Here is a 25,661-nt window from a genome sequence, read left to right as displayed (position 1 = left end):
CTCCAAGGTGGCTGATCGGATCCGGGCATAGCCTCCGATCCGTTCAGCAACCGGCAGTCCCTCACTCCCCCGAAGAGGCCCCATGACGACGGCGACCCCAGCCGCACCGACGAAGGGCACTCCGCTCCGCGGTCGCATCCGCGGGCGGGTGCTCATCCTGCTCTGCGTCATGTACGCGATCTCGTACATCGACCGCACGAACATCTCGACCGCGCTCCCCCACATCACCGAGGACTTCGGCTTCAACGAGACGACCGCGGGCTTCATCGTCTCCGCGTTCGCCCTGCCGTACGCGCTCCTGCAGGTCTTCGGCGGCACCATCGCCGAGCGCTTCGGGCCGCGACGAGCACTGTTCGTCATCACCGTCGTGTGGGGCGTCGCCACCCTGTGGACCGGGCTCTCCGTCGGCTTCTGGACGCTGTTCGCCGCCCGCGCGCTCCTCGGGTTCAGCGAGGCGGCCGCGTTCCCGGCTGCCACGCAGGCGATGAGCCGCTGGATCCCCCGCGACCGGAACGGCTTCGCGCAGGGGGTCGTGCACTCGGCCGCCCGACTCGGCAACGCGTTGGCGCCGTTGCTCGTCGCCTGGGTCATCGGTGCGACCGGCAGCTGGCGATGGGCCTTCTTCGCCACCGCCGTGCTCTCCGTCGCGTGGGCGATCGTCTGGTTCGTCTGGTTCCGCGACCGCCCCGAGGACACGGCCGGCATCGAACGGGTCGAGCTCGACGAGCTCCCGCCCGTCGAGACCCGCGCGACCCGGCCACCGGTACCGTGGCGGACGCTCGCCCGACAGATCCTGCCGGTGACCTTCGTCGACTTCGGCTACGGGTGGGTGCTGTGGGTCTTCCTCACGTGGATCCCGACGTTCCTCAGCGACACGTACGGGCTGCGGATCAGCACGTTCGCGCTCTTCACCACCCTGGTCCTCCTCGCCGGCGTCGTCGGCGACACGGTCGGTGGGATGCTCAGCGACCGCATCATCCACCGCGGGGGCGACACCCGGAACGCCCGGCGGATCGTGCTCGTGATCGGCCTCGGCGGCTCGCTCGTCTGCCTGCTCCCGCTCGTGATCGGCCAGGGACTCGTCGTCGCCACGGTGTCGCTCGCCCTCTCGTTCTTCTTCCTCGAGCTCTGCAACGCGAACTTGTGGGCGATCCCGATGGACGTCGCTCCGCAGTGGTCGGGCACGGCCTCCGGCTTCATGAACACCGGTTTCGGGTTCGCGGGGGTCATCTCGCCGATCGTCTTCGGCGCGCTCATCGACGCGTCCGGCTGGCAGCTCCCGTTCGCCCTCTCGTGCGTGCTGCTCGCGGCCGCGGCGGTGGTCGCGTGGGTGATGAAGCCGAAGCGTCTCACCGTCACGGACGGCGTCCTCGAGATCGGGACCCCGCGCGCGGAGCAACGCTCGGCCTGACCGCTGGGACGTCGGACGGGAGGCGCGGTGCGGGGCCGACCCGCGCCTCCCGTCCGACGCCGCGTCCGTCAGCGCGGGGCGCGCCGCCCGACGTCGTCGGTCTCGCCCACCAGGGCGTCGTCCGGCTCCACCGGTTCGGGCGACCGCTGCGGCGGCGGCGTGGCGGCCGCGCGTCGGCGTGCACGCGCCTGGCGCTGCCCCCTCGAGGCGAGCGACGGCCGTCCGGTGAGCGGCACGCTGAGGGGCGTCCAGCGGAACAGCTCGGTCACCGCGACCGACAGCACGAGCACGAGCACGTACGTCACGAGCGTGAGCCAGGGCCCCGGGACGGACCGCTCGAGCCAGCTGTCGCCGTACAGCAGGACCCAGATCACGAACGGGTGGGCGAGGAAGATGCCGAACGAGCGGTCGGACCCGTAGTCGACCACCCTGGCGAGCGGACTCCCCGGTCGTCGACGGTCCGCCCACCGTGCGCCGACCGCGAGGAACCCGACGAACACGGCGCTGCTCCAGAGCACCTGGATCGGCTGCAGCGGCGTGCCGGCGGCGTTCAGCGACTGCCCGAGGGCGACCTGGAGCCACCACACGGCGAGGGTCACGACCCCGGCCCCGACGAAGCCGCACAGGACGGCACGGCGGTGCACGCGGATGAACCGGAGGAACGACTCCGCGTGGTCGGCGGCGATCGCACCGGACACGATGAAGAACACGTACGAGAAGAAGAACTGCTTCTGGTACCCCTGCAACCAGGCGTCGCTCGCGGGGAAGTACGCGTACCCGGCGAAGACGACGAGCTGCACCACCAACGCCACGACGAGCACCGCGACGTGGTGTCCGCGGGTCCTCCGGACCAGCCACACGGTGACGGGCAGCAGCAGGTACACCTGCATGGTGACGAGCAGGAAGTACAGGTGGTACCAGGCGACACCGGTCACGACGCCCTCGGCGTAGCTGCGGACCAGGTCGGGCACGTCACCGCGTGTCGTGGAACCCACCAGCCAGGACGCGCCGACGTACACGAACGACCACGCCAGGTAGGGCACGCCGACGAGCAGGAACCGCTTCGGCCAGAACTGCGACATCGGTCGGGGTCGGAGGGAGTAGCTGTAGACGAGCACGAACGCGGTGAGCGTGAAGAAGACCAACCGCGTGAAGTGCAGCAGCCCGAGCAGTGCGTTGAGCGGGACGTCGTCGGACGCCGCCGTGTGGCTCGTCGTGTGCACGCCGATGACACACGCGAAGGTGAGGATCCGGAGGACGTCGACCTCGTACAGGTGGCGGGGCTTCCCCTCGGCGGTCCTCGTGGGGGTCTGCACGCCCGGCCCGGTCACGGGCAGCGCTCCGGCGGTCACGGCTGCTCGGCCATCGTGCGCACCTTCGCCCGCTGGACCTTCCCGGTGGGAGCGCGCGGCAGGTCCGGGACCACGATGATCTCGACCGGACGCCGGAAGCGCGTGAGCACGGCCTCGGCGCGGGCGGTCAGGTCGGCGACGAGGGCGTCGGCGTCCACGGGCACGTCGGGCTGCGGGATGACGTATGCGATCGGGACCGCCCCGAGGACGTCGTGCGGGCGCCCCACGACGACGGCCTCGAGGACGCGGTCGTCACCGAGGAGGACGTCCTCGACCTCGGACGGGTACACCTTCTCGCCGCCGCGGTTGATGACGTCGTCCGACCGCCCGGCGAGCGAGACCCACCCGTCGGCCGACACCGAACCGAGGTCCCCGGTGCTGAGCCACCCGTCGGCGTCGAACCGCTCGGAGGCACGGCCGAACAGGTAGTGACGGACGATGCCCGCACCGCGGACCCACAGGGCCCCGACCTCGTCCGGCGGCAGCACGGTTCCGTCCTCGGCGCGGACCTCGACCTCGGCGCCGACGGGCACGCCGACCGTGCCCGGACGGGCCGGTGCACCGAGCGGCGTCGCCGTGATCTGCGACGCCCCCTCGGTCATGCCCCAGCTGACGACGAGCGGGACGTCCCCCAGCGCCTCCCGGACCGGGTCGGGCAGTGGTGCCGAGGCGCTGCGGACGAACCGCAGCCCCGGCGGGGGGTCGAGCGGACCGGTCTTCGCGAGCACCGCGAGGATCGCGGGGACGGCGTTGAGCCAGGTGATGCGGCGTTCGGCGAGCAGTTCCCAGAACCCCGTCCGACGGAACCGCCGGTCGAGCACGAGCGTGGCGCCGGACACGAGCGTGGCGAGCACCCCCACGACCTCGGCGTTCACGTGGAAGAGCGGGAGCGAGTTGAAGCCGCGGTCCTCCGGGGTCAGGGCGTTGTGCTGCGCGACCGCCCGGGCCACGAAGAGCAGCTGCGACTCGGGGAGCTCGACGCCCTTCGGCGTTCCGGTCGATCCCGACGTGAAGAGCACGACCGAGCCCTCGCCAGGGGCGTCCGGAGCCTCCGACGGGAGGTCGCCGTCGCGGACGCCGGTCGGGAGGAACGTGGCCGGGTCGATCCTGCCCGCGGGCGCCCCGGCGACGGTCGCGTCCTCGTCGCGGTCCGAGACGACCATCGAGGCACCCCCGATGAGTGCGGCGAGACGGTCGGGTTCCGATGCCGGCTGACCGGTGTCGACGGGCACGGCACGCCGCCCGGTGGCGACGGCGGCGAGGTGCACGACGGCGAACGAGAGCGGGTCGCCGACGTCGACGAGGACGGCCCCGGACGGCGGGACGCCGATCGCGTCGAGGGTGGAGGACCAGGCGTCGACGGCCTCGTCGAGCGCTCGGTAGGTGAGGACGCGGTCGCTCCGCGCGTCCTCGAGGAACCCGCGTCCGCCGTGCTGCGCCGCTCGGGCGCGGATCGACGATCGCAGGTCGGGTCGTTCGCCTGCTTGCTGCACGGACCCAGGGTATTGCGGCCGCCTATGTCCGCTCCGAGGGGAAGCGGTGCAACAACCACTGCCACAGCGGCAGCATCCGCGGCGTCCCGTCCGGACCGACCGGGGTCGAGTCGTCGATCGTCCGGGAGTGGGACTCTCCCGGCGAGCCGACCCGGATGTCGGTGAGGATCGCGTGCGGATCCGCGTCCGTGCCGGGCGGCGCCGTGTCCGTCCGGAAGGGCCCGTTCGCTCCGTCGAGGCCGAGCACCTTCCACGAGCCGCGGATCCGGGCGCCGAAGACGTCCCGCACGTCGTCGATGGCGTACATCCGGTCCACCGGCGTCCGACCCGGGTGGTCCATCCACGCGGCGTGCTCGGCACCGAGGGACTCGACCGGCGACGAGAACATCAGCGCCCCCTGCACGGCCCGGATGTGCGCGATGTACGCCGCTTCACCGCCGCCCTGCGAGTGCCCGGCGACCACGATGTCGTTCCACGCGATGTCGGCGTCGCCCTGGACGAACCGGCCCCACCCGCCGCCCGGGTCGTGGTCGTCGAGGTACGCGATGGCGTCGCGGAACCGCGAGACGATCGACCCCGACGGCTGCACGGAACTGAACTGCGACGGCCGGCTCCCGTCGAACCGGTTCCGCTGCACCTTGCCGTAGCACTGCGGGTCGGCCTGGCAGGTGCCGGAGAGGGTCTTGCCGAGGTTCCAGTAGTCGAGGCCGAGCACGTGGTACCCGTCCTGCAGCGCCGCACTGAGGAACAGCTGGTAGTCGGCGGGCTTGGCACGGGTCGCGGGCAGGAAGAGCAGGAGCGGGCCGTCGGCGTTCGTCCGGGCGGCGAAGTCGTCCCGGTTGGGCTCGAGCCGCTGTCCGTCGATCGTGCCGAGTCGGAACCGGTGGAACTCCCCGGCCGGCCCGTGCTGGTCGCCACGCGGGCGGTCCGCCGCCGCCACCCGACCGTGCTGCGCCACACGCTCGCCGCCGAGCACGTTCGCGCCGACGAGGGCCGCGACGCCGATCGCCACGAGCACGACCGCGGCGACGGCCAGGAGCAGCCGGTGCTTCATCGGGCGATGCGTTCCCACACCTCGTCGGCGGAACGGAGGGTGTCCGCGAGGGAGCCGGTGGCGTCGACCACGTGGTCGGCCAGCGCGAGCCGGTCGGCGTCGCTCGCCTGGGCCCCGACCCGGCGTTCTGCTTCGTCGCGCGACATCCCCCGGTGCTCGACCAGCCGGTCGATCCGCCGCGCCGCGGGTGCGTCGACGACGACCACCGCGTCGAACGACAGCGGACGACTCCCCCGGGCCTCGGCGAGGAGCGGCACGTCGTAGACCACCACCGCGTCCGGGTCGGCAGCGGCGGCGGCGTCGAACGCGGCCTGCGCCAGCCGCCAGACCTCGGGGTGGGTGATCGCCTCGAGGTCCTTCCGTGCGACCGGGTCGGAGAACACGATCGCCCCCAGCGCCGGACGGTCGAGCGACCCGTCGGCGGCGATCACCCCGGGACCGAACCGCTCGGCGACCCGCGCGAGCCCGGGACTCCCCGGCGCCACGGCGTCTCGCGCGAGGCGGTCCGCATCGACCACGACCGCCCCGTGCTCCGCCCAGCGCTTCGAGACCGTCGACTTGCCCGCGGCGATGCCGCCCGTGAGACCGATGATGCGCACCGCGCCAGCGTACCGAGCGGACCTCCCGGAACGGCCGGAAGCCCGGCACCCCATCAGGGGTGCCGGGCTTCCGGTACGGGCGAGCCGCTCGATCAGTTGGTGGAGCTGAGCTTCTCGCGGAGCGCCGCGAGCGAGGCGTCGTCGGCCAGGGTGCCCTGACCGTTCGACTCGCTCGAGAACGACGACGACGAGGAAGCGCTGGCCGGGAGGTCGAAGCCACCCTGCGCCTCGTCGGCGATGGTCTTCGCGACCTGCGCCTTGTGGGCTTCCCAACGCGCCTGGGCGGCGGCGTACTGACGCTCCCACTCCTCGCGCTGGGTGTCGAAGCCCTCGAGCCACTCGTTGGTCTCCGGGTCGAAGCCGTCCGGGTACTTGTAGTCGCCCTTCTCGTCGTACTCCGTCGGCATGCCGTAGAGCGCCGGGTCGAACTCGGTGCCCTCGGGGTCCACGCCCTCGTTGGCCTGCTTGAGGCTGAGCGAGATGCGACGACGGTCGAGGTCGATGTCGATGATCTTGACGAAGACCTCGTCGCCGACCGACACGACCTGCTCGGCGAGCTCGACGTGCTTGTTGGAGAGCTCCGAGATGTGCACCAGACCCTCGATGCCGTCCGCGACGCGGACGAACGCACCGAACGGGACGAGCTTCGTGACCTTGCCCGGCGCGATCTGACCGATCGCGTGGGTGCGGGCGAAGACCTGCCACGGGTCTTCCTGGGTGGCCTTGAGCGAGAGCGACACGCGCTCGCGGTCCAGGTCCACCTCGAGGATCTCGACGGTGACTTCCTGACCGACCTCGACGACCTCGCTGGCGTGCTCGATGTGCTTCCAGCTGAGCTCGGAGACGTGGACGAGACCGTCGACGCCGCCGAGGTCGACGAACGCACCGAAGTTGACGATCGACGACACGATGCCCTTGCGGACCTGGCCCTTGTGGAGGTTGTTGAGGAACGTGGTCCGCGACTCGGACTGCGTCTGCTCGAGCAGCGCGCGACGCGAGAGGACGACGTTGTTGCGGTTCTTGTCGAGCTCGAGGATCTTCGCCTCGAGCTCCTGGCCGAGGTACGGCGTGAGGTCGCGGACGCGACGGAGCTCGATGAGCGAGGCCGGGAGGAAGCCGCGGAGGCCGATGTCGACGATGAGGCCGCCCTTGACGACCTCGATGACCGTGCCGGTCACGACGCCGTCGGACTCCTTGATCTTCTCGACGTCGCCCCAGGCGCGCTCGTACTGCGCGCGCTTCTTCGACAGGATGAGGCGACCTTCCTTGTCCTCCTTCTGGAGGACCAGGGCCTCGACCTCGTCGCCGACCTCGACGACCTCGTTGGGGTCGACGTCGTGCTTGATCGAGAGTTCGCGGGAGGGGATGACACCCTCGGTCTTGTAACCGACGTCGAGGAGGACCTCGTCGCGGTCGATCTTCACGACGGTGCCGGAGATGAGGTCTCCGTCGTTGAAGAACTTCAGGGTCTTCTCGACCTCGGCCAGGAAGTCATCAGCCGAGCCGATGTCGTTGATGGCGACCTGCTTGGGAGCCTTGGTCGTGGTGGTTGTCATGTAGAGATTGCTCCGAACGGACATGAGTCGGGCCGTGACGGCGAGGGAGCGACCCTCTGGTCCGTACCGGATGCCGGTGCGAGCCGTCGTGGCGATGTGGTTTGGTCGGCGCGGATTGCGCCGCACAAGTCTAACCGGTGTGGGCGAGGCCCCACAACCGGGCGTGTCGGGGCGTGTCCGACCGGACCGCGCGTGTCCCGCGGTCAGTCGAGCAGCGCGCTCCGGAGGGTGTCGAGGCCGATGCTGCCGAGCGCGAGGGCCCGGTGGTGGAACGCCTTGAGGTCGAACGACGACCCCTCGCGCGCGGCCACCTCGTCGCGGATCGACTCCCAGACGCGCTGGCCGACCTTGTACGACGGCGCCTGCCCCGGCCAGCCGAAGTAGCGTGCGACCTCGAACTGGACGAACGCGTCGGACATGTTCACGTTCTCGCGCATGAAGTCCAGCGCGTACTCCCACGTCCACGCGCCCCCGTCGGGGTTCGTCTTCTGCAGGTGCACGCCGATGTCGAGCACCACGCGGGCGGCGCGCATCCGCTGGCCGTCGAGCATGCCGAGACGGTCCCCGTCGTCGTCGAGGAACCCGAGCTGCTCCATGAGCCGCTCGGCGTACAGTGCCCAGCCCTCGACGTGCCCGGACGAGCCGGAGAGCTGACGGCGCCAGGTGTTCAGCTCGCCGCGGTTGTACACGCCCTGGCTGATCTGCAGGTGGTGTCCGGGGACGCCCTCGTGGTAGACCGTCGTCTTCTCGCGCCAGGTGCCGAACTCGGTCACGCCCTGCGGCACGGACCACCACATCCGCCCGGCGCGCGAGAAGTCGTCGGACGGACCGGTGTAGTAGATCCCGCCCTCCTGCGTCGGGGCGATCCGGCACTCCAGGCGCTTGATCGGGTCCGCGATGTCGAAGTACCTGCCGTCGAGCTCCCGGATCGACTCGTCGCTCGTCTCCTGCATCCAGCGCTGCAGGGCGTCGGTGCCGTGCAGCACGCGCGACGGGTCGGCGTCGAGCACCTCGATGGCACGGGCGACGCTCGCACCCGACTCGATCCGGTCGGCGATGCGCTCCTGCTCGGCGCGCATCCGTGCGAGTTCCTCGATCCCCCACTCGTACGTCTCGTCGAGGTCCACGACGGCGCCGAGGAACCGACGGGAGTGCAACTCGTACGCCTCACGCCCGACGGCGTCCACCGGGGTGGCGAGGGGCATCAGCTCGTGTTCGAGGAACTGCCCGAACGACCGGTACGCGGCGGCCGCGACCTCGGCCCCGCGGAGCAGCTCGGCACGCAGCGACTCGGGCAGGGCCCGGCCGTCGTCGAGCGCGGCTCCGTCGGCGAGCTGTCGGAACAGCCCGTCCGCCGCACCGTTGCGCGCGGCCTGCTCGGCGACGAGCGCGACCTGCCGCTTGGCGGGCGTCACGTCCTCGCGCGTGCCCTCGAGCAGGGTCTCGCGGATCCCCTCGATCGCGTCCGGCAGGGCGTGCAGCCGGCTCGCGATGTCCTCCCAGTCCGAAGCGGTCGCCGTGGGCATGAGGTCCAGGACCTCCCGCACGGACTGGGCCGGGCTCGCGATCACGTTGAGGTCGCGCAGGTGGAGCTTCCGGTCGTACGACTCGCGCACGAGCTCGAGCTCGGCGGCGAGGTCGGTCTTCGTCACACGGTCGACGTCGTCGACCGGTTCGGCGGCGTCGAGCGCACGCTTCGTGGCCGCCGCGGCCTCGGCCAGCGCCGCCGCGCCCGCCGGGGAGGTGTCGCCGTACTCCCCCGTGCGGCCCGGCACACCGATGTAGGTGGCGACGGTGGGGTCGAGGTCGACGAGGGTGGAGACCCAGTCCTCGGCGACCCGGTCGACGGCGGAGGGCTGGCGGACGGGACGGTCATCGGTCATGCTCTCGACACTATCGATCGGAAGGCTGGACAGATGTCCGAACACAGCGGTGTCTTCGCACCCGGGTCCCCCTGCTGGTCCGACCTCGGCGTCGACGACGTCGGGGCCGCCCGCACGTTCTACGCCGACGTCTTCGGGTGGGAGCTGCAGGACGGCCCTCCGGAGGCCGGCGGGTACCTCATCGCGATGCTCGACGGACGTCCCGTCGCCGGGATCGGTCCGCGCATGGGCTCCGGAACGCCGAACGCGTGGACGACCTACCTCGCCACCGCGGACGCGGACGCCACCGCGGACGCCGTCAGGGACGCCGGCGGCACCGTGCTGGTGCCGCCGTTCGACGTGCTGGACGCGGGCCGGATGGCGATCGCCGCCGACACGACCGGGGTCGTGTTCGGGCTCTGGCAGGGCCGCGGCCACCTCGGGTACGGCCGGGTGGCCCAGCCCGGCGCCGCGTGCTGGAACGAGACGCACACGACCGACGCCGACGCGGCGAGGGCGTTCTACTCGGCGGTGTTCGGGTACCGCTTCGAGGTGTTCGGCGACCCCGCCGAGCCGTACGCGATCGCGAAGCTCGCGGACGCCGCGGTCGACGCCGATCCGGTGGCGGGGGTCTTCGCACCGCCCTCCGGCTTCCCCGACGGCGTGCGCGGGTACTGGGTGACGTGGTTCGGCACCCGGGACACCGACGCGACTGTGGCCGCGATCGTCGAACGGGGCGGCAGGACCCTGACGGGGCCGGCCGACAGTCCGTTCGGGCGCTCCGCGCTCGTCCTGGGCGCGCAGGGCGAGCTGTTCGGGGTCATCGCGGTCCCGTCCGACTGACACGGCGCCGCGCTCCGAACCGGCGCGCGCCCGGTGTCCGGCGGGGCACCGGACTGGAGGCGGCACCGCGTCCACCACGGACGGCGCGTCAGTGGGCGGCGGCCTCCCAGTTCGGCCCGACCCCGACGGACACGTCCAGCGGGACGCTGAGGTCGGCAGCCGCGCCCATCCGGGTCCGGAGGATCTCCTCGACGCGGTCCTGTTCACCGGGCGCGACCTCGAGGATGAGTTCGTCGTGGACCTGCAGGAGCAGGTGCGAGGCCAGGTCGCCGTCGCGGAGGTCCGCCGCGACGCCGAGCATCGCGATCTTCATGATGTCGGCCGCGGAACCCTGGATCGGCGCGTTGAGCGCTGCACGCTCGGCGTTCTCGCGCAGGACCCGGTTCGGGCTCTTCAGGTCGGGGAAGGGCCGCCGACGACCGAAGATCGTCTCGGTGTAGCCGTCTTCTCGCGCCTGCTCGACGACACCACGGAGGTAGTCGCGCACCGCGCCGAACCGGGCGAAGTACTCGTTCATGAGCGTCCGGGCCTCGGACTGCTCGATGCGCAGCTGCTTCGACAGGCCGAACGGGCTGAGGCCGTACGCCAGACCGTAGGACATCGCCTTGACCTTCGTGCGCATCTCGGGGGTCACGTCGGCCGGCTCGACCGAGAACACCCGGGCGCCCACGAAGCGGTGCAGGTCCTCGCCCTCGTTGAAGGCCTGGATGAGCCCGGGGTCACCCGAGAGGTGCGCCATGATCCGCATCTCGATCTGGGAGTAGTCCGCCGTGATGAGCGTCGTGTAGGGCTCGGCGACCGAGAACGCGGAGCGGACCCGGCGCCCGACGGCGGTCTTCACCGGGATGTTCTGCAGGTTCGGATCGGTGGAGGAGATCCGGCCCGTGCTGCTGCCGGTCTGCTCGTAGCGGGTGTGGATGCGGCCGTCGACGATCGCCGCGTCGAGCGTGTCCACGATCTGCCGGAGCTTCGTCGCGTCACGGTGCTGCAGCAGCAGACCGAGGAACGGGTGCGGGTGCTGCTCCTGCAGGTCGGCCAGGCTCGCGGCGTCGGTCGAGAAGCCCGTCTTCGTCTTGCGGGTCTTCGGCATCGCGAGTTCGGTGAAGAGCACTTCCTGCAGCTGCTTCGGCGACCCGAGGTTGACCTCGTGCCCGATCTCGGCGAAGGCCTGCTGCGCGAGCTCGGCCGCGCGTTCCCCCAGGTCGTGCGACAACTCGGTCAGCACGGGCCGGTCGATGGCCACGCCGGTGGTCTCCATGCCGGCGAGGACCGGGACCAGCGGCAGCTCGATGTCGTCGAGCACCCGCAGGGATGACTCGTCGATGCGGGAGCGCAGGGCGGTCGTGACCCGGAGCACGTACCACGCGTGCACGCCGACGTTGACCGGGTCCGTCTCGGGGACGAGCTGGTTCGGGTCCCCCGTGGGGAGTTCCTCGCTGAGTTCCTGGTAGACGAGGTCGGCGAGCGGCTGCCCCTGCTTGCCGGGCTGCGCCAGCCACCCCATGATGCGGGCGTCCCCGGCGAGGCCGTTCACCCGGAACCCGACCGTGGCCAGCGCCTTGATCGCGGTCTTGGCGTCGTGGAAGTGCTTCGGGGCGTCGGACGCGAACCACGCGGCGAGCTGCTCGTAGTCCTTCGCGCCGCTGCCGCCGGGCACCAGCACGGCGTCGTCGTGGGTGGCGATGCCGATCGCGCTGAGGCGACCGTCGATGACCTCGACCGCCACCCCGAACCCGTTCGCGGCGTCGCCGGCGCCCTTCCGCTCGAGCCAGTACCCGAGTTCCTCGTCGATGATCGTCGTCACCGGCGGCGGCGTCGGGGCACCGTCGTCGACGGAGCCCTCGACCGGCGCGGCGTCGGACGGCTCGCCGGAGCCGGCGACCTTGAACACGCGGTCGAGGAGGGTGCGGAACTGCAGCTTCGCGAAGAGGTCGCGCACGGCCTGTTCGTCGAGCGGACGGAGCGCGACGTCCGCCGGGCCGACCGGCAGCTCGACGTCGTCCACCAGGCGGTTGAGCTTGCGGTTCCGGATGGCCCGGTCCTTCTGCTCGCGCAGGTTGTTCCCGACGACGCCCTTGATCTCGTCGGCGTGTTCGAGGACGCCGTCGAGCGACCCGTACGCCGTGATCCACTTCACCGCGGTCTTCTCACCGACCTTGTCGATGCCGATGAGGTTGTCGCTCGTCTCGCCGACGAGCGCGGCGATGTCCGGGTACTGGTGCGGCTCGATCCCGTAGCGCTCGTAGACCTTGTCGCGGTCGTAGCGGGTGAGTTCGGACACCCCGCGGACCGACGGGTACAGCAGCGTGACGTCGTCGTTGACGAGCTGGATGGAGTCGCGGTCGCCCGAGACGACGTACACCTGGTAGCCCTGCTCGGCACCCTGGCGGGCGAGCGTGGCGAGGATGTCGTCGGCCTCGTAGTCCTCCTTCGTGACGGTCGTGATGCCCATCGCCTCGAGCGCCTGCTGGAGGAGCGGGATCTGGCCCTTGAACTCGGCCGGGGTCTCGGAGCGGGTGCCCTTGTAGTCCTCGTACTCGCGGGTGCGGAACGAGAACCGGGAGATGTCGAACGCGACCGCCAGGTGCGTCGGCTTCTCGCGCTGGAGGAGCATGAGCAGCATCGAGATGAAGCCGTGGATGGCGTTCGTGTGCTGGCCTTCGCGGTTGACGAAGCTGTCCACCGGGAGCGCGTAGAAGGCCCGGAAGGCGAGCGAGTGGCCGTCGATGACCATGAGGGTAGGCTTTGCGGAGTCCGACACCCGGACAGCCTACCGACGGCCTCCGACAGGCCGGAACCGCCCCGGAAGGACCCCGCGTGACCGACAGCACGACCTCCACCGGCACCGGTCTCGACCCCCGCCTCGCCGAGCGCGGGATGGGCGAGCTCGCCGAGAAGATGGGCATGGTGATCACGGAGCTCACGGCCGAGCGCGCCGTGGGCACCATCCCCGTCGAGGGCAACCGCCAGCCCGTCGGTCTGCTGCACGGCGGCGCGTACGTCGTCCTCGCCGAGAGCCTCGGTTCGATGGCCGCGAACGTCCACGCCGGCCCCGGCCGCTACGCCGTCGGCATCGAACTGAACGCCTCGCACTCGCGGAGTGCCACGAGCGGACTCGTCACCGGCACCTGCACGGCGATCCACCTCGGCGGCACGCTCACCACCCACGAGATCGTCCTCACCGACGACCAGGGGCGGCGGTGCTCCACCGTACGGATCACGAACATGATCCGCGACGCCCGCTGACGGGTCAGTCCTCCGGCGGTCGCTGCAGCAGGAGCCGCGCGTCCCCGAAGCCGAGTCGACGGTAGAGCGTCTCGCCGTCGACGCTCGAGTGCACGGAGGTCCGCTCGACACCGAGGTCGTCCGCCACGTCGAGCAGTGCCGTCACGAGCCGTTTCGCCACGCCCTGGCCGCGCAGGTCCGGGTGCACGTAGACGGTCTGCACGTCGGCCGTCACCCGTCCGGTCGGGCGGGCGGGCGTCGGCGGCCGGGCGACGAGGCCGAGCCAGGCCATCCCGAGCACCCGGCCGTCCCGCTCGGCGACGACGCACCGGTGCGTGTCGGCGTGGGCGACGGCGAAGGCCGTCATCGCGGCGCGGTACTCGTCCGGGGTCGTGGCGGGCGTGGCCCCGTCCTCCGTCACGCTCCACCGCCAGCGCAGGTCGGCCACCGCGGGCATGTCGTCGGGCCGGGAGGCACGGATCACCACGTCGTCCATGGCTCCACCCTGCCAGGTGGTCGGCGGCGGCGGGGCCGACCCGCGCCTCCCGTCCGTCACGGACACGAAGAGCGCCGCCGGACCGGGGTCCGACGGCGCTCCGGTGAGCGACGGCGCGTTACTTCTTGGCGCTGAGCTGCTCGATGATCGCCTTGGCGACGTCGTGCATGGTGAGGCGGCGGTCCATCGACGCCTTCTGGATCCAGCGGAACGCCTCGGGCTCGGTGAGGCCCATCTTCTCGTTGAGCAGGCCCTTGGCGCGGTCGACGAGCTTGCGGGTCTCGAAGCGCTCGACGAGGTCGGCGACCTCGGCCTCGAGCGTGATGATCTGCTGGTGACGCGAGAGGGCGATCTCGATCGCGGGCAGCAGGTCGTTCGGGGTGAAGGGCTTGACGACGTAGGCGAGTGCGCCGGCCTCGGTGGCGCGCTCGACGAGGTCCTTCTGGCTGAAGGCCGTCAGGAGGACGACGGGCGCGATGTGGTTCTTGGAGAGCTTCTCCGCCGCGGAGATGCCGTCGAGCTGGGGCATCTTGACGTCCATCACGACGAGGTCGGGGCGGAGGTCGGTCGCGAGCTGCACGGCGGTCTCACCGTCACCGGCCTCACCGACGACGTCGAACCCGTTGTCGCGGAGGATCTCCACGATGTCGAGGCGGATGAGCGACTCGTCCTCGGCGACGACGACGCGACGGGGTGCTGTTGCGGTTGCTTCTGTGTCACTCACAGCGAGCAGCCTACTAGACCCGGGAAGTCGGAGTTGTCCGAGTGGCGGGACTGTCGGGTCGGAACTGTCCCGCACGCCGTGAGCCGCCTTGTACGAGTGGCGGGACTCGAACCCGCACGCCGTGAGGCAGAGCATTTTGAGTGCCCCGTGTCTACCATTCCACCACACTCGCGAGGAGGCCTACAGTACCAGCCCGACCCGCGCCTCCCGGCCCCGCCGAACCGTCCGCGCCGTCGCGAGGTACCGTCGAGACGAGCAAGCCTGACAGGGAGGAGTGCTCGTGGACTCTCGTGCCGTCCGCACGTTCCGCGTGTTCGTCATCGTCACCGCCGTCGTCGCGATCGCGCTCGGGGTCGTCGCCATCGTTTGGCCGCGCCCGTCGCTCGTCGTGGTGGCGTTGCTGTTCGGCGTCTACCTGGTGGTCGCGGGGGCGCTCCGGGTGTTCGCCGCCGTCCGTGGGCACGGGACGCCCCCGGTGTGGCGCTGGACCTCCGGGATCGTCGGCGCGCTCGTCGGGATCGCCGGACTCGTCACGCTGCTCGACCCCGCGGTGCCGCTGGTGGTCTACGCGCTGCTCGCCGGGATCGGGTTCATCGTCGAGGGCGTCGCGGCGCTCGTCGGCGGGTTCGTCGGGCACCCGGGGTCGTCGCGCGTGCCGACGATCGTGAGCGGGGTGCTCTCCGTCCTGGGCGGCGTGGTCGTGCTGGTGGCGCCGGGCCTGGCGCTGACGGTGTTCATGGTCTTCTCGGGCATCGCGCTCATCGTCGTCGGGGCGGCGGCACTGCTCCTGTTGCCGCCGCGCGCCGCACTCCGCCGCTAGGTCGCCGGGTCAGGCGCTGCCGGTGCCGAACAGGAGTCCGAGGCCGTAGGTGACGGCGGCGGCGCCGAAGCCGATCGCCAGCTGCCGCAGTGCCCGCCGGAGCGGGGACGCCCCGCTGAGCACGCCCACGACGGCTCCGGTGCCGAGCAGTGCGATGCCGACCAGCACCGCCGCGACGCCGATCGCGGCCCAGCCGGCGAGCCCGAACAGGTACGGCAGCACCGGGATGACGGCGCCGGAGGCGAAGAAGCAGAAGCTCGAGATCGCGGCGCTCATGCCGTTGCCGATCGCCTCGTGGTCGTCCACCGTCCCGGACCCGGTCGCCGTGGCACCGCCGAGCACCTCGTCAGCGTGTCGCTGCGCCTCCGCCTCGGTCATCCCGCGGGCCCGGTAGACGAGGGCGAGCTCGTTGGCGTCGACGTCGAGGTCCGCGACGGCCCGGCCGGCCTCGGGGTGCGGCGCCGACGCGGTCAGGAGTTCGCGCTGGGACCGGACCGACACGTACTCCCCCGCACCCATCGACAGCGCGCCCGCCAGGAGGCCCGCGATGCCGCTGAGCAGCACGAAGTGCCGATCCGCGCCGGACGCGCTCACGCCGATGATGAGCGCCAGGTTCGACACGAGTCCGTCGTTCGCGCCGAACACCGCTGCGCGGAAGGTCCCGGAGAGTCGCATCCGACCCCGGTTCGCGAGCCCGCGGACGACCTCGCCGTGGATCCGCTCGTCCGCCGCCATGCGTGCGGTCGCGTCGGCGTCGTCGGCGTACGGCGAGCGGTCCTCGGCGCGCTGCATGAGCGCGAGGACGAACACCGATCCGAAGCGCTTCGCGAGCGCGGCCAGCACCCGGGTCCGCAGACTCCCCCGCAGCGGCCGCCCGGCGTCGGCGCCGAGCAGGTCGAGCCAGTGCTGCTCGTGCCGTCCCTCCGCCTCGGCCAGGGCCGACAGGATCTCGCGCTCCTCGCCGTCGCGTCGTGCCGCGAGGTTGCGGTAGACCGCCGCTTCGGCACGCTCGTCGGCGAGGTAGCGGCGCCAGCGGCGCACGTCGGCGGCGGTCGGGACCGTGCGGGGATCGTCCTGGAGGCTCACACCGGCAATCCTGCCCGCTCCGGTACACCGCTGGTCACCCGGGTCCCGTCGCGACCCGGTCGTTCGCGGCGCTCAGCGAGATACCCGCAGGGGACGCCGCGGCGGAGCCGGGCGTGCCGGGGAACGCGACGGGGCGCGGACCGGCGGCCGACGGTGCTGGTGCACCGCGCCTCCCGGTCCGCGCCCCGTCGGACGTCGGCCGCTGTCGTCAGTCGCGCACGTAGGCCGGCGCGGCCTCGGCGTGCGCGTCCCCGACGCGGTGCACGCGCAGGTCGTTCGTCGACCCCTCGATCCCGGGGGGCGAGCCCGCCGTCACGATGACGCGGTCGCCGGGCGCAGCCAGCCCGTTCTCGATGAGGACGTCGTCCACCTGCGAGAAGAGCTCGTCGGTGTGGGTCTTGCGCTCCACGAGGAAGGACCGGACGCCCCACGTGAGCGCCATGCGGCGGCGGGTCGCCTCGTTCGGGGTGAAGGCGATGATCGGCAGACCGTGGCGCAGTCGGGACATGCGCCGGGCGGAGTCGCCGGACTCGGTGAACACGCAGAGGTACGAGGCCTCGGTGAACTCCGCGATCTCGACCGCCGCGAGCGTGATGGCACCGCCGAGGGTGCGCGGCTTCGTGCCGAGCGGCGCGATGCGCTCGAGACCGTGGTCCTCGGTGGACTCGACGATGCGGGCCATCGTGCGGACGGTCTGCACCGGGTACTCGCCGACGCTCGTCTCGCCCGAGAGCATGACCGCGTCGGCACCATCGAGGACGGCGTTCGCGACGTCGGAGGTCTCCGCGCGGGTCGGGATCGGCGACGAGATCATCGACTCGAGCATCTGCGTCGCGACGATGACCGGCTTCGCCATGCGGCGGGAGAGCTCGACGGCACGCTTCTGGACGATCGGGACCGCCTCGAGCGGGAGCTCCACGCCGAGGTCGCCGCGGGCCACCATGATGCTGTCGAAGGCGTCGATGATCTCCTCGAGCGCGTCGACGGCCTGGGGCTTCTCGATCTTCGCGATCACGGGGAGGCGCTTGCCCTCCTCGTCCATGATCTCGTGCGCACGCTCGACGTCGGCGGCGTTGCGCACGAACGACAGCGCGATGAGGTCCGCGCCCTGGCGGATCGCCCAGCGGAGGTCCGCCTCGTCCTTCTCGCTCAGCGCGGGGACGTTGACGGCCACACCGGGCAGGTTGATGCCCTTGTTGTTCGAGACGGTCCCGGCGACGACGACCTCGGTGCGGACCCGCACGCCGTCGGTGTCGAGCACGCGGAGGCGCACGCGGCCGTCGTCGATGAGCAGCGGGTCGCCGGGCTTGACGTCCTGCGGGAGGCCCTTGAACGTCGTGCCGCAGATCTCCTTCGAGCCGGGGACGTCCTCCGTCGTGATGGTGAAGACGTCGCCCACGTCGAGGTGGTGGGGGCCGTCGGCGAAGCGCGCGAGACGGATCTTCGGACCCTGCAGGTCGACGAGGATCGCGACGGGCTTGCCGAGGTCGTCGGCGGCGCGGCGGACGTTGTCGTAGTTGGCCTCGTGGACGCTGTAGTCACCGTGGCTGAGGTTGAGGCGGGCGACGTCGACGCCCGCTTCGATGATCTCCTTGACGGTCTCGTAGTCCGAGGTGGCCGGTCCGAGCGTCGAAACGATCTTTGCGCGTCTCAATGGATTCCTTCGTGGTGGTGGATGGTGCTTGGGTTTCCGCGCTGTGGGGCCGCGCGGAACGAAGCGAGGCCACCAGCACCTTACCGAGTGCTGGTGGCCTCCGGCTCACGAGTGGGTGAGCATCAGATGGCGATCGCGCGGTCGGTCGCCTTGACCGGAGCCGGCAGGATCGTCGAGCCCTCGAGGTACTCGTCGACCTTGGCCGCAGCGGCGCGGCCCTCGGCGATCGCCCACACGATGAGCGACTGACCGCGGCCCGCGTCACCGGCGACGAAGACGCCCGGCTCGTTCGTCGTGTAGTCGGCCTGGCGCGCCACCGCGCCGGACACCGTCACCGGCAGCCCGAGCTGCGGCTCGAGCGTGTCCGTCTCCGGTCCGGTGAAGCCCATCGCGATGAGGACGAGGTCCGCGGGGATCTCGCGCTCGGTGCCGGCCTTCGGGACGCGACGGCCGTCGAGGTACTCGGTCTCCGCGACGCGGAGGGCGCGGACCTCGCCGGCCTCGTTGCCGAGGAACTCGACGGTCGAGGCCAGGTAGTGGCGCTCACCGCCTTCCTCGTGCGCGCTGGTGACCTCGAACACGGTCGGGAACATCGGCCACGGCTGCTCCGTGGGACGCTCCAGCGGCGGCTGCTTGCCGATCGCCAGGTTCGTCACGCTGAGCGCGCCCTGCCGGTGGGCGGTCCCGATGCAGTCCGCACCGGTGTCGCCGCCGCCGATCACGACGACGTGCTTGCCCTCCGCCGTGACCTGGTTGTCGACCGTCGTGCCGGCGTTCGCCTTGTTCTGCTGGACGAGGTAGTCCATCGCGAAGTGCACGCCCTCGAGGTCGCGCCCCGGGATCGGCAGGTCGCGCGGGACGGTGGCGCCGGTCGCGACCACGACCGCGTCGTAGCGGGACTTGAGGTCGTCCCAGGTGATGTCGCGGCCGATCTCGACGCCCGCGCGGAAGCGAGTGCCCTCGGCCTGCATCTGCGCCAGACGCGCGTCGATCTGACGCTTCTCCATCTTGAAGTCCGGGATGCCGTAGCGGAGGAGGCCACCGATGCGGTCGTCCCGCTCGTACACGGCGACGGTGTGTCCGGCGCGCGTCAACTGCTGCGCGGCGGCGAGCCCGGCGGGGCCGGAGCCGACCACGGCGACGGTCTTGCCCGTGAGGCGCTCCGGCGGGTGCGGCGTGACCCACCCCTTCTGGTACGCCTCGTCGATGATCGAGACCTCGACCTGCTTGATCGTCACCGGCGGCTGGTTGATGCCGAGCACGCACGACGCCTCGCACGGAGCGGGGCACAGGCGGCCCGTGAACTCCGGGAAGTTGTTCGTCGCGTGGAGGCGCTCGATCGCCTGTCGGCCCTCACCGCGCCAGGTCAGGTCGTTCCACTCCGGGATGAGGTTGCCGAGCGGGCACCCCTGGTGGCAGAACGGCACGCCACAGTCCATGCAGCGACCGGCCTGGCGCTTGAGCGCGCCGGACTCCTGCTGCTCGTAGACCTCTTTCCAGTCCATGAGCCGCACGGGTACGGGTCGACGGGCCGGGAGCTCACGCTCCTGGACCTTGAGGAAGCCCTTCGGGTCAGCCACCGGTCACCTCCAAGATGCGGTTCCAGACGATGTCGCCGTCGGGGTCGAGCCCCTCGTCGACCGCCTGCTGTCGGGTCTCGAGCACCGCCGCGTAGTCACGCGGCAGCACCTTCACGAAGTCACGCAGGTCGCCGGACTCCAGCAGCTCCGACGCGAGCGTCGAACCGGTCTCCGCCGCGTGACGGGCGAGCAGGTCGTTCACGATCGCGACGTCGGCGCTGTCGAGCGCCTCGAGCCGGAGCTCGCCGGACGCGAGCGAGTCGGCGTTCACGTTCTCCTCACGGAGGCCGCGCACGTAGGCCGTGCCGCCGGACATGCCGGCACCGAGGTTCCGCCCGGTCTCGCCGAGGATGAGCGCGAGCCCACCGGTCATGTACTCGAGCGCGTGGTCGCCCACGCCCTCGACCACCGCGGTGGCACCGGAGTTCCGGACCAGGAACCGCTCCCCCACGATGCCGCGGATGAACATGCTGCCCTGGGTGGCGCCGTAGCCGATCACGTTGCCGGCGATCACGTTCCGGGACGGGTCGAACCCGGAGCCGGCGTCCGGCCGCACGACGATCTCGCCGCCGGAGAGGCCCTTGCCGACGTAGTCGTTGCTGTCGCCGACGAGCCGGAGCGTGATGCCCGCGGGCAGGAACGCACCGAGGGACTGACCGGCGGAACCCCGGAGGGTCACGTCGATCGAGCCGGACGGCAGCCCGTTCTCACCGTGGCGCAGCGTCACCTCGTGCCCGAGCATCGTGCCGACCGCGCGCTCGGTGTTCCGGATGGGGAGGTCGAGGGTGATCGAACCGCCGTGCTCGAGGACGTCCGAGGTCTGCTGGATGAGCTGCACGTCGAAGTGCTGCTCCAGCTCGTGGTCCTGGTCACGGAGGTGCCGGCGCGGCTCGTCGGCCTCGAACCGCGGTCCCTTGAGCACCGGCTCGAGGTCGAGCCCCGACGCCTTCCAGTGCTCGACGGCGCGGTCCACGTCGAGGGTGTCCGCCTGCCCGATCGCTTCCTCGAGGGTGCGGAAGCCGAGCTCGGCGAGGAGCTCGCGGACCTCCTGCGCGATGAACTCGAAGAAGTTCACGACGAACTCGGGCTTGCCGCTGAAGCGCTTGCGGAGCTCCGGGTTCTGGGTCGCGACGCCCACGGGGCAGGTGTCGAGGTGGCAGACACGCATGAGGATGCAGCCCTCGACCACGAGCGGCGCAGTGGCGAAGCCGTACTCCTCCGCGCCGAGCAGCGCGGCGACGACGACGTCGCGGCCGGTCTTCATCTGCCCGTCCACCTGCACCACGACGCGGTCGCGCATGCCGTTGAGCATGAGCGTCTGCTGCGTCTCGGCCAGCCCGATCTCCCACGGGGTCCCAGCGTGCTTGAGCGAGTTGAGCGGCGACGCACCGGTCCCGCCGTCGTGACCGGACACGAGCACCACGTCGGCGAGGGCCTTCGTCACGCCGGCGGCCACCGCACCGATGCCCGACTGGCTCACGAGCTTCACGTGGACACGGGCGGACGGGTTCGCCCGCTTCACGTCGAAGATGAGCTGCTTGAGGTCCTCGATCGAGTAGATGTCGTGGTGCGGCGGCGGGGAGATGAGCCCGACGCCCGCGGTGGCGTGCCGCGTCCGGGCGACCCAGGGGTACACCTTCGTCGGGGGCAGCTGCCCGCCCTCGCCGGGCTTCGCGCCCTGCGCCATCTTCAGCTGGATGTCCGTCGCGTGCGTCAGGTACATGCTCGTGACGCCGAAGCGTCCGGACGCGACCTGCTTGATGGCGCTCCGGCGCTCGGGGTCGAGCAGACGGTCGACGTCCTCGCCACCCTCACCCGTGTTCGACCTGCCGCCGAGCCGGTTCATCGCGATCGCGAGCGTCTCGTGCGCTTCCTTCGAGATCGACCCGTAGGACATGGCGCCCGTGTTGAACCGCTTGACGATCGACTCGATCGGCTCGACCTCGTCCAGCGGCACGGGCTTGCGGACGCCGTTCTTGAACCGGAAGAGCCCGCGGAGGGTCATCAGCTGCTCGGACTGGTCGTCGACGGCACGCGAGTACTCGCGGAAGATGTCGTACCGACGTGACCGCGTCGCGTGCTGCAGGCGGAACACCGTGTCCGGGTTGAACAGGTGCGGCGGACCCTCGCGGCGCCACTGGTACTCGCCGCCGGTCTGCAGCCGCTCGTGCGAGAGCACCGCGCCGTCCTGCGGGTACGCCTGGGCGTGCCGTTCGGCGTTCTCCTTCGCGATGACCTCGATGCCGACGCCACCGAGGATCGAGGACGTCCCCGTGAAGTACCGGTCGACGAACTCCTGGCTGAGTCCGACCGCTTCGAACGCCTGGGCGCCCGCGTAGCTCGACACCGTCGAGATGCCCATCTTCGACATGATCTTCAGGACGCCCTTGCCGAGCGCCTTGATCACGTTCTTGACGGCCTGCTCGGGGGTGATCCCGGTGATCATGCCCTGGCGCACGAGGACCTCGCAGGTCTCCATCGCGAGGTAGGGGTTGATCGCCGAGGCGCCGTAGCCGATGAGCGTCGCGACGTGGTGGACCTCGCGGACGTCCCCGGCCTCGACGATCAGACCGACCTTCATGCGCTGTTCGGTGCGGATCAGGTGGTGGTGCACGGCCGCCAGGAGCAGGAGGCTCGGTACCGGTGCCTGCTCGGCGTTGCCGTCGCGGTCGGACAGCACGATGAACTGCTTGCCGGACTCGATCGCCGCGTCGACCTCGTCGCAGACGGCGGCGATGCGCTTCTGCATGGCCTTCTTGCCGGCGTCGACGCGGTACAGGCCCTTGATCGTCACCGTGAGGTGGCGACCGGACTCCGTCTCGAAGTGCTGGATCTTCGCGAGCTCGTCGTTGTCGATCACCGGGAAGTCGAGCGTGATCTGCTTCGCGTGCTCGGGACCGGCGGTGAGGAGGTTGCGCTCGGGACCGAGCCCCATCCCCATGGAGGTGATGACCTGCTCGCGGATCGAGTCGAGGGGCGGGTTCGTCACCTGCGCGAACTGCTGGGTGAAGTAGTCGAACAGCAGGCGCGGGCGCTGGGAGAGCACCGCGATCGGGGTGTCCGAGCCCATCGCACCGAGGGGCTCGGCGCCCGTCTGCGCCATCGGGCGCAGCAGGATGCGCACCTCTTCCTCGGTGTACCCGAAGGCACGCTGGCGCCGGGTCACGGACGCCGGGGTGTGCACCACGTGCTCGCGGTCGGGCAGGTCGCTGAGGTTGATCCGGCCCTCGTCGAGCCACTCGCCCCACGGGCCGGACGACGCCAGCTCGCGCTTGACCTCGTCGTCCTCGATGATCCGGCCGGCCTCGGTGTCGACCAGGAACATCCGACCGGGACGCAGTCGGCCCTTGCGGACGACCTTTTCGGCGGGGACGTCGATGACGCCCGTCTCGGAACCCATAACGATCAGGCCGTCGTCGGTCACGAGGAAACGCCCCGGACGCAGGCCGTTCCGGTCGAGCGTCGCGCCGACCAGCGACCCGTCGGTGAACGTGATCGCGGCGGGGCCGTCCCACGGCTCCATGAGCATCGAGTGGTACTCGTAGAACGCCCGGAGGTCGGGGTCCATCGCGGTCTGGTTCTCCCACGCCTCGGGCACCATCATCGACACTGCGTGCGGCAGCGAACGGCCGGTGAGCGTCAGGAGCTCGAGGACCTCGTCGAACGAGGCGGAGTCGCTCGCGCCCGGGCTGACGATCGGCAGGAGCGGCGCCATGTCACCGAGGAGCTCGCTCTGCAGCTGCGACTGTCGGGCGCGCATCCAGTTGCGGTTGCCCCGGACGGTGTTGATCTCGCCGTTGTGCGCGAGCGTGCGGAAGGGCTGCGCGAGCGGCCACGACGGGAAGGTGTTCGTCGAGTAGCGGGAGTGCACGATCGCGAGCTTCGACGCGAACCGCTCGTCGCTGAGGTCCGGGTAGAACGGCTCGAGCTGGAGCGTCGTGACCATGCCCTTGTAGACCATGGTCCGGCTCGACAGCGACATGAAGTACACGTCGTTGTCGTGCTCGGCGCGCTTGCGGAGCCGGAACGCCTGGCGGTCGAGGGCGATCCCGCTCCACGACTCCCCGTGCACGTCGTGCCGGATCGATGCGACGAACAGCTGCTCGAAGGCCGGCATCGCTGCGCGGGCGAGCGTGCCGAGCACCTCCGGACGGACCGGGACCTCGCGCCACCCGATGACACGCAGGCCTTCCTCGTGCGCGAGACGCTCGACGGCGCCCTTCACCGCGTGACGGTCGTCCTCGTCGACGGGCAGGTAGGCCGTACCGACGGCGTACTCCCCCGCGGCCGGCAGCTCGAAGGGCACCTCGGCGCGGAAGAAGTCGTCCGGGACCTGGCACAGGATGCCGGCGCCGTCACCGGTGCCGGCGTCCGAACCGACGGCGCCACGGTGCTCGAGGTTGCGCAGGGCACCGAGCGCAGCGTCGACGATGTCGTGGCCGGCGGTGCCGCGGAGCGTCGCGACCATCGCCAGGCCGCAGGCGTCCTTCTCGTTCGCCGGGTCGTACATGCCGGCGGCGTCCGGGATCGCGGAGAACCGTCGGTGCGGCGGCAGGAGTGCCGCCGGGGACTGGGGTGGCTGGAGCGCCATGGGGAACCGTCCTCACGAGGAAGTGGAACAGGGACAGCGGTGGCCCGGTGGTGCGTTCCGCCCGAGCGGGCGGGACTGGTGCCCGTGCGCGCCGTCAGTGAGGTGCCCTGACGGCGGGCGAGGTGTCCGACCCGCTTGTGGCGGGTGCAGAGGTGCTGCTGGCTCTCGTGACCGATTCGGGATCGGTCACGCAGGAGGGGTGCTTCCTAGGCGCGGCCAGTCGCGGTGGTGACCGGATCGGCGTCCGTGATCGTCGCCGGAGCGTCGTCATCGGTCTCCGACCAGGTGTCGTCCGAGTCTACATCGGACTTCGAGCGGGGCTCGCGACCGGGCAGGTACGGGCTCGGCTCCTTGCCGGTGTGCCGCCGGGACTGCACGAGGAAGATGATGACGCCGAGCAGGATCGCGGCGAAGGCGGCCCAGACGTTCGTGCGGATGCCGAAGAAGGTCTCGCTGGTGTCGACGCGGATGGACTCGAGGAAGGAGCGGCCGAGGCCGTACCAGATCAGGTACAGCGCCAGGACGCGTCCCCACTGGAGCTGGAACCTGCGGTCGAGCAGCAGGATCACGACGACGCCCAGGACGTTCCAGATGATCTCGTAGAGGAACGTCGGGTGGAACAGCGTGCCCTCCGGCAGCCCCTTGGGGAAGGCGGGGTTGGAGGACTCGATCTGCAGGCCCCACGGCAGGCTCGTCGGCATGCCGAAGAGCTCGTGGTTGAAGTAGTTGCCGAGGCGCCCGAAGGCCTGGGCGAGCAGGACGCCCGGCGCGACGGCGTCGACGAACGCCGTGAAGCGGAGACCGACCTGACGGCAGCCGATGTACGCGCCGATCGAGCCGAGGATGAGCGCACCGAAGATGGCGAGCCCGCCTTCCCAGATGTAGAGGAAGGAGAGCGGGTCCCGCCCGGGGCCGAAGTAGTCGCTGACGTGCGTGAACACGTGGAACAGGCGTCCGCCGATGATGCCCGCCGGGACCGCCCAGATCGCGATGTCGATGATGATCCAGCGCTCGACACCGCGCGCGTTCAGGCGGCGGTTGGCGATCACCACGGCGGCGACGATCCCCAGGAGGATGCAGATCGCGTACGCGTGGATCCGGAAGTCGAGCGGCAGCGACCAGCCGAACACGTCGCGCAGCCAGGCGGTGAGGTCGAAGTACTGCCAGGCGGTGCTCGGGCTCGGGATGCTCAGGAGGGGCATGGAGGTGCTGTCGCCTTTCGGTGCTGGCTGGGCGCGGTGCCGACGTGTCGTCGACCCCGCTCACTGTAGCGCGGGACGTGGGTCGGTCAGGAACCGGCCGAGCGGTCCTGGGG

At 71.0% G+C, this 25,661-nt stretch carries 18 protein-coding genes and 1 tRNA gene; 4 read left to right on the top strand and 15 right to left on the bottom strand.

Annotation, left to right across the window (positions count from 1 at the left end; translation table 11 throughout):
* Nucleotides 1–82: 82 nt before the first annotated feature.
* On the top strand, nucleotides 83–1,411 hold the full coding sequence (locus ACTJKO_RS03040) for an MFS transporter (protein ID WP_440685532.1): 1,329 nt from the start codon (nucleotides 83–85) through the stop codon (nucleotides 1,409–1,411).
* A gap of 68 nt (nucleotides 1,412–1,479) precedes the next feature.
* On the opposite strand, the gene ACTJKO_RS03035 is transcribed toward ACTJKO_RS03040, so the two are convergent.
* The 6 genes from ACTJKO_RS03035 to ACTJKO_RS03010 all read right to left on the bottom strand — a co-directional run bounded on the left by ACTJKO_RS03035 (nucleotide 1,480) and on the right by ACTJKO_RS03010 (nucleotide 9,348).
* The gene (locus tag ACTJKO_RS03035) at nucleotides 1,480–2,763 is read right to left on the bottom strand and encodes an acyltransferase (RefSeq protein WP_440685530.1); all 1,284 of its coding nucleotides are present in this window, start codon (nucleotides 2,761–2,763) and stop codon (nucleotides 1,480–1,482) included.
* Nucleotides 2,760–4,256, bottom strand: a complete 1,497-nt coding sequence (locus ACTJKO_RS03030) for a class I adenylate-forming enzyme family protein (protein WP_440685528.1) — start codon at nucleotides 4,254–4,256, stop codon at nucleotides 2,760–2,762. The genes ACTJKO_RS03035 and ACTJKO_RS03030 overlap by 4 nt, the downstream gene beginning before the upstream one ends.
* A gap of 22 nt (nucleotides 4,257–4,278) precedes the next feature.
* Nucleotides 4,279–5,310 (bottom strand): BPSS1187 family protein, encoded by a 1,032-nt coding sequence (locus ACTJKO_RS03025; RefSeq protein WP_440685526.1) that lies wholly within the window; start codon nucleotides 5,308–5,310, stop codon nucleotides 4,279–4,281.
* Nucleotides 5,307–5,909, bottom strand: coding sequence for a dephospho-CoA kinase (gene coaE / locus ACTJKO_RS03020; RefSeq protein WP_440685524.1), 603 nt, complete (start codon nucleotides 5,907–5,909; stop codon nucleotides 5,307–5,309). Before coaE ends, ACTJKO_RS03025 begins: the two co-directional genes overlap by 4 nt.
* A gap of 92 nt (nucleotides 5,910–6,001) precedes the next feature.
* The gene (gene rpsA, locus ACTJKO_RS03015) at nucleotides 6,002–7,465 is read right to left on the bottom strand and encodes a 30S ribosomal protein S1 (protein WP_440685521.1); all 1,464 of its coding nucleotides are present in this window, start codon (nucleotides 7,463–7,465) and stop codon (nucleotides 6,002–6,004) included.
* Between the two features lie 203 nt (nucleotides 7,466–7,668).
* The gene (locus ACTJKO_RS03010) at nucleotides 7,669–9,348 is read right to left on the bottom strand and encodes a DUF885 domain-containing protein (protein ID WP_440685519.1); all 1,680 of its coding nucleotides are present in this window, start codon (nucleotides 9,346–9,348) and stop codon (nucleotides 7,669–7,671) included.
* 33 nt (nucleotides 9,349–9,381) lie between these two features.
* Between ACTJKO_RS03010 and ACTJKO_RS03005 the strand changes: the two genes are divergently transcribed.
* Nucleotides 9,382–10,170: a VOC family protein gene (locus tag ACTJKO_RS03005; RefSeq protein WP_440685517.1), complete on the top strand. Its 789-nt coding sequence runs from the start codon at nucleotides 9,382–9,384 to the stop codon at nucleotides 10,168–10,170.
* An 88-nt stretch (nucleotides 10,171–10,258) separates the two neighbouring features.
* Here the strand turns inward: ACTJKO_RS03005 and polA are convergent, their stop codons facing one another.
* Nucleotides 10,259–12,931 (bottom strand): DNA polymerase I, encoded by a 2,673-nt coding sequence (gene polA, locus ACTJKO_RS03000; protein WP_440685515.1) that lies wholly within the window; start codon nucleotides 12,929–12,931, stop codon nucleotides 10,259–10,261.
* Nucleotides 12,932–13,047: 116 nt separating this feature from the next.
* Here polA and ACTJKO_RS02995 point away from each other — a divergent pair, with 116 nt between their 5' ends.
* The gene (locus tag ACTJKO_RS02995; RefSeq protein WP_440685916.1) at nucleotides 13,048–13,416 is read left to right on the top strand and encodes a PaaI family thioesterase; all 369 of its coding nucleotides are present in this window, start codon (nucleotides 13,048–13,050) and stop codon (nucleotides 13,414–13,416) included.
* A gap of 4 nt (nucleotides 13,417–13,420) precedes the next feature.
* Here the strand turns inward: ACTJKO_RS02995 and ACTJKO_RS02990 are convergent, their stop codons facing one another.
* The 3 genes from ACTJKO_RS02990 to ACTJKO_RS02980 all read right to left on the bottom strand — a co-directional run bounded on the left by ACTJKO_RS02990 (nucleotide 13,421) and on the right by ACTJKO_RS02980 (nucleotide 14,787).
* Nucleotides 13,421–13,891 (bottom strand): N-acetyltransferase family protein, encoded by a 471-nt coding sequence (locus ACTJKO_RS02990; RefSeq protein ID WP_440685513.1) that lies wholly within the window; start codon nucleotides 13,889–13,891, stop codon nucleotides 13,421–13,423.
* Nucleotides 13,892–14,009: 118 nt separating this feature from the next.
* Complete coding sequence (locus ACTJKO_RS02985; RefSeq protein ID WP_022905562.1) at nucleotides 14,010–14,615, bottom strand: ANTAR domain-containing response regulator; 606 nt, start codon at nucleotides 14,613–14,615, stop codon at nucleotides 14,010–14,012.
* A gap of 91 nt (nucleotides 14,616–14,706) precedes the next feature.
* Nucleotides 14,707–14,787: transfer RNA gene (locus ACTJKO_RS02980), tRNA-Leu, on the bottom strand.
* Nucleotides 14,788–14,895: 108 nt separating this feature from the next.
* Between ACTJKO_RS02980 and ACTJKO_RS02975 the strand changes: the two genes are divergently transcribed.
* The gene (locus ACTJKO_RS02975) at nucleotides 14,896–15,435 is read left to right on the top strand and encodes an HdeD family acid-resistance protein (protein WP_440685511.1); all 540 of its coding nucleotides are present in this window, start codon (nucleotides 14,896–14,898) and stop codon (nucleotides 15,433–15,435) included.
* 9 nt (nucleotides 15,436–15,444) lie between these two features.
* Here ACTJKO_RS02975 and ACTJKO_RS02970 read toward each other — a convergent pair whose 3' ends face one another.
* The 5 genes from ACTJKO_RS02970 to lgt all read right to left on the bottom strand — a co-directional run bounded on the left by ACTJKO_RS02970 (nucleotide 15,445) and on the right by lgt (nucleotide 25,548).
* Complete coding sequence (locus tag ACTJKO_RS02970; RefSeq protein ID WP_440685914.1) at nucleotides 15,445–16,530, bottom strand: VIT1/CCC1 transporter family protein; 1,086 nt, start codon at nucleotides 16,528–16,530, stop codon at nucleotides 15,445–15,447.
* Between the two features lie 199 nt (nucleotides 16,531–16,729).
* Entirely contained in the window at nucleotides 16,730–18,175 is a 1,446-nt protein-coding gene (pyk, locus tag ACTJKO_RS02965) for a pyruvate kinase (protein ID WP_440685509.1), read from the bottom strand.
* 122 nt (nucleotides 18,176–18,297) lie between these two features.
* On the bottom strand, nucleotides 18,298–19,755 hold the full coding sequence (locus tag ACTJKO_RS02960) for a glutamate synthase subunit beta (RefSeq protein ID WP_440685507.1): 1,458 nt from the start codon (nucleotides 19,753–19,755) through the stop codon (nucleotides 18,298–18,300).
* A complete protein-coding gene (gene gltB / locus ACTJKO_RS02955; RefSeq protein ID WP_440685912.1) occupies nucleotides 19,748–24,265 on the bottom strand; it encodes a glutamate synthase large subunit in 4,518 nt (1,505 codons plus the stop codon). Before gltB ends, ACTJKO_RS02960 begins: the two co-directional genes overlap by 8 nt.
* A 287-nt stretch (nucleotides 24,266–24,552) precedes the next feature.
* Nucleotides 24,553–25,548 carry a prolipoprotein diacylglyceryl transferase gene (gene lgt, locus ACTJKO_RS02950; protein WP_440685505.1) on the bottom strand — a complete coding sequence of 332 codons (996 nt, stop codon included), beginning with the start codon at nucleotides 25,546–25,548 and terminating at the stop codon, nucleotides 24,553–24,555.
* Between the last annotated feature and the right edge of the window lie 113 nt (nucleotides 25,549–25,661).

Origin of the sequence: Curtobacterium sp. 22159, assembly GCF_052045775.1 — a bacterium.
GTDB lineage: Bacteria > Actinomycetota > Actinomycetes > Actinomycetales > Microbacteriaceae > Curtobacterium.
Note: the sequence above shows the minus strand (reverse complement) of the source record. Positions and strands in the feature narration are given on the sequence as shown.

Excerpts from the sequence above, each read along its gene's own strand:
- ACTJKO_RS03010 (WP_440685519.1), bottom strand. The coding sequence starts at position 9,348 with ATGACCGATGACCGTCCCGTCCGCCAGCCCTCCGCCGTCGACCGGGTC.
- ACTJKO_RS03025 (WP_440685526.1), bottom strand. The coding sequence starts at position 5,310 with ATGAAGCACCGGCTGCTCCTGGCCGTCGCCGCGGTCGTGCTCGTGGCG.
- rpsA (WP_440685521.1), bottom strand. The coding sequence starts at position 7,465 with ATGACAACCACCACGACCAAGGCTCCCAAGCAGGTCGCCATCAACGAC.
- ACTJKO_RS02995 (WP_440685916.1), top strand. The coding sequence starts at position 13,048 with ATGGGCGAGCTCGCCGAGAAGATGGGCATGGTGATCACGGAGCTCACG.
- ACTJKO_RS02990 (WP_440685513.1), bottom strand. The coding sequence starts at position 13,891 with ATGGACGACGTGGTGATCCGTGCCTCCCGGCCCGACGACATGCCCGCG.
- lgt (WP_440685505.1), bottom strand. The coding sequence starts at position 25,548 with ATGCCCCTCCTGAGCATCCCGAGCCCGAGCACCGCCTGGCAGTACTTC.
- gltB (WP_440685912.1), bottom strand. The coding sequence starts at position 24,265 with ATGTACGACCCGGCGAACGAGAAGGACGCCTGCGGCCTGGCGATGGTC.
- ACTJKO_RS03040 (WP_440685532.1), top strand. The coding sequence starts at position 83 with ATGACGACGGCGACCCCAGCCGCACCGACGAAGGGCACTCCGCTCCGC.
- ACTJKO_RS03005 (WP_440685517.1), top strand. The coding sequence starts at position 9,382 with ATGTCCGAACACAGCGGTGTCTTCGCACCCGGGTCCCCCTGCTGGTCC.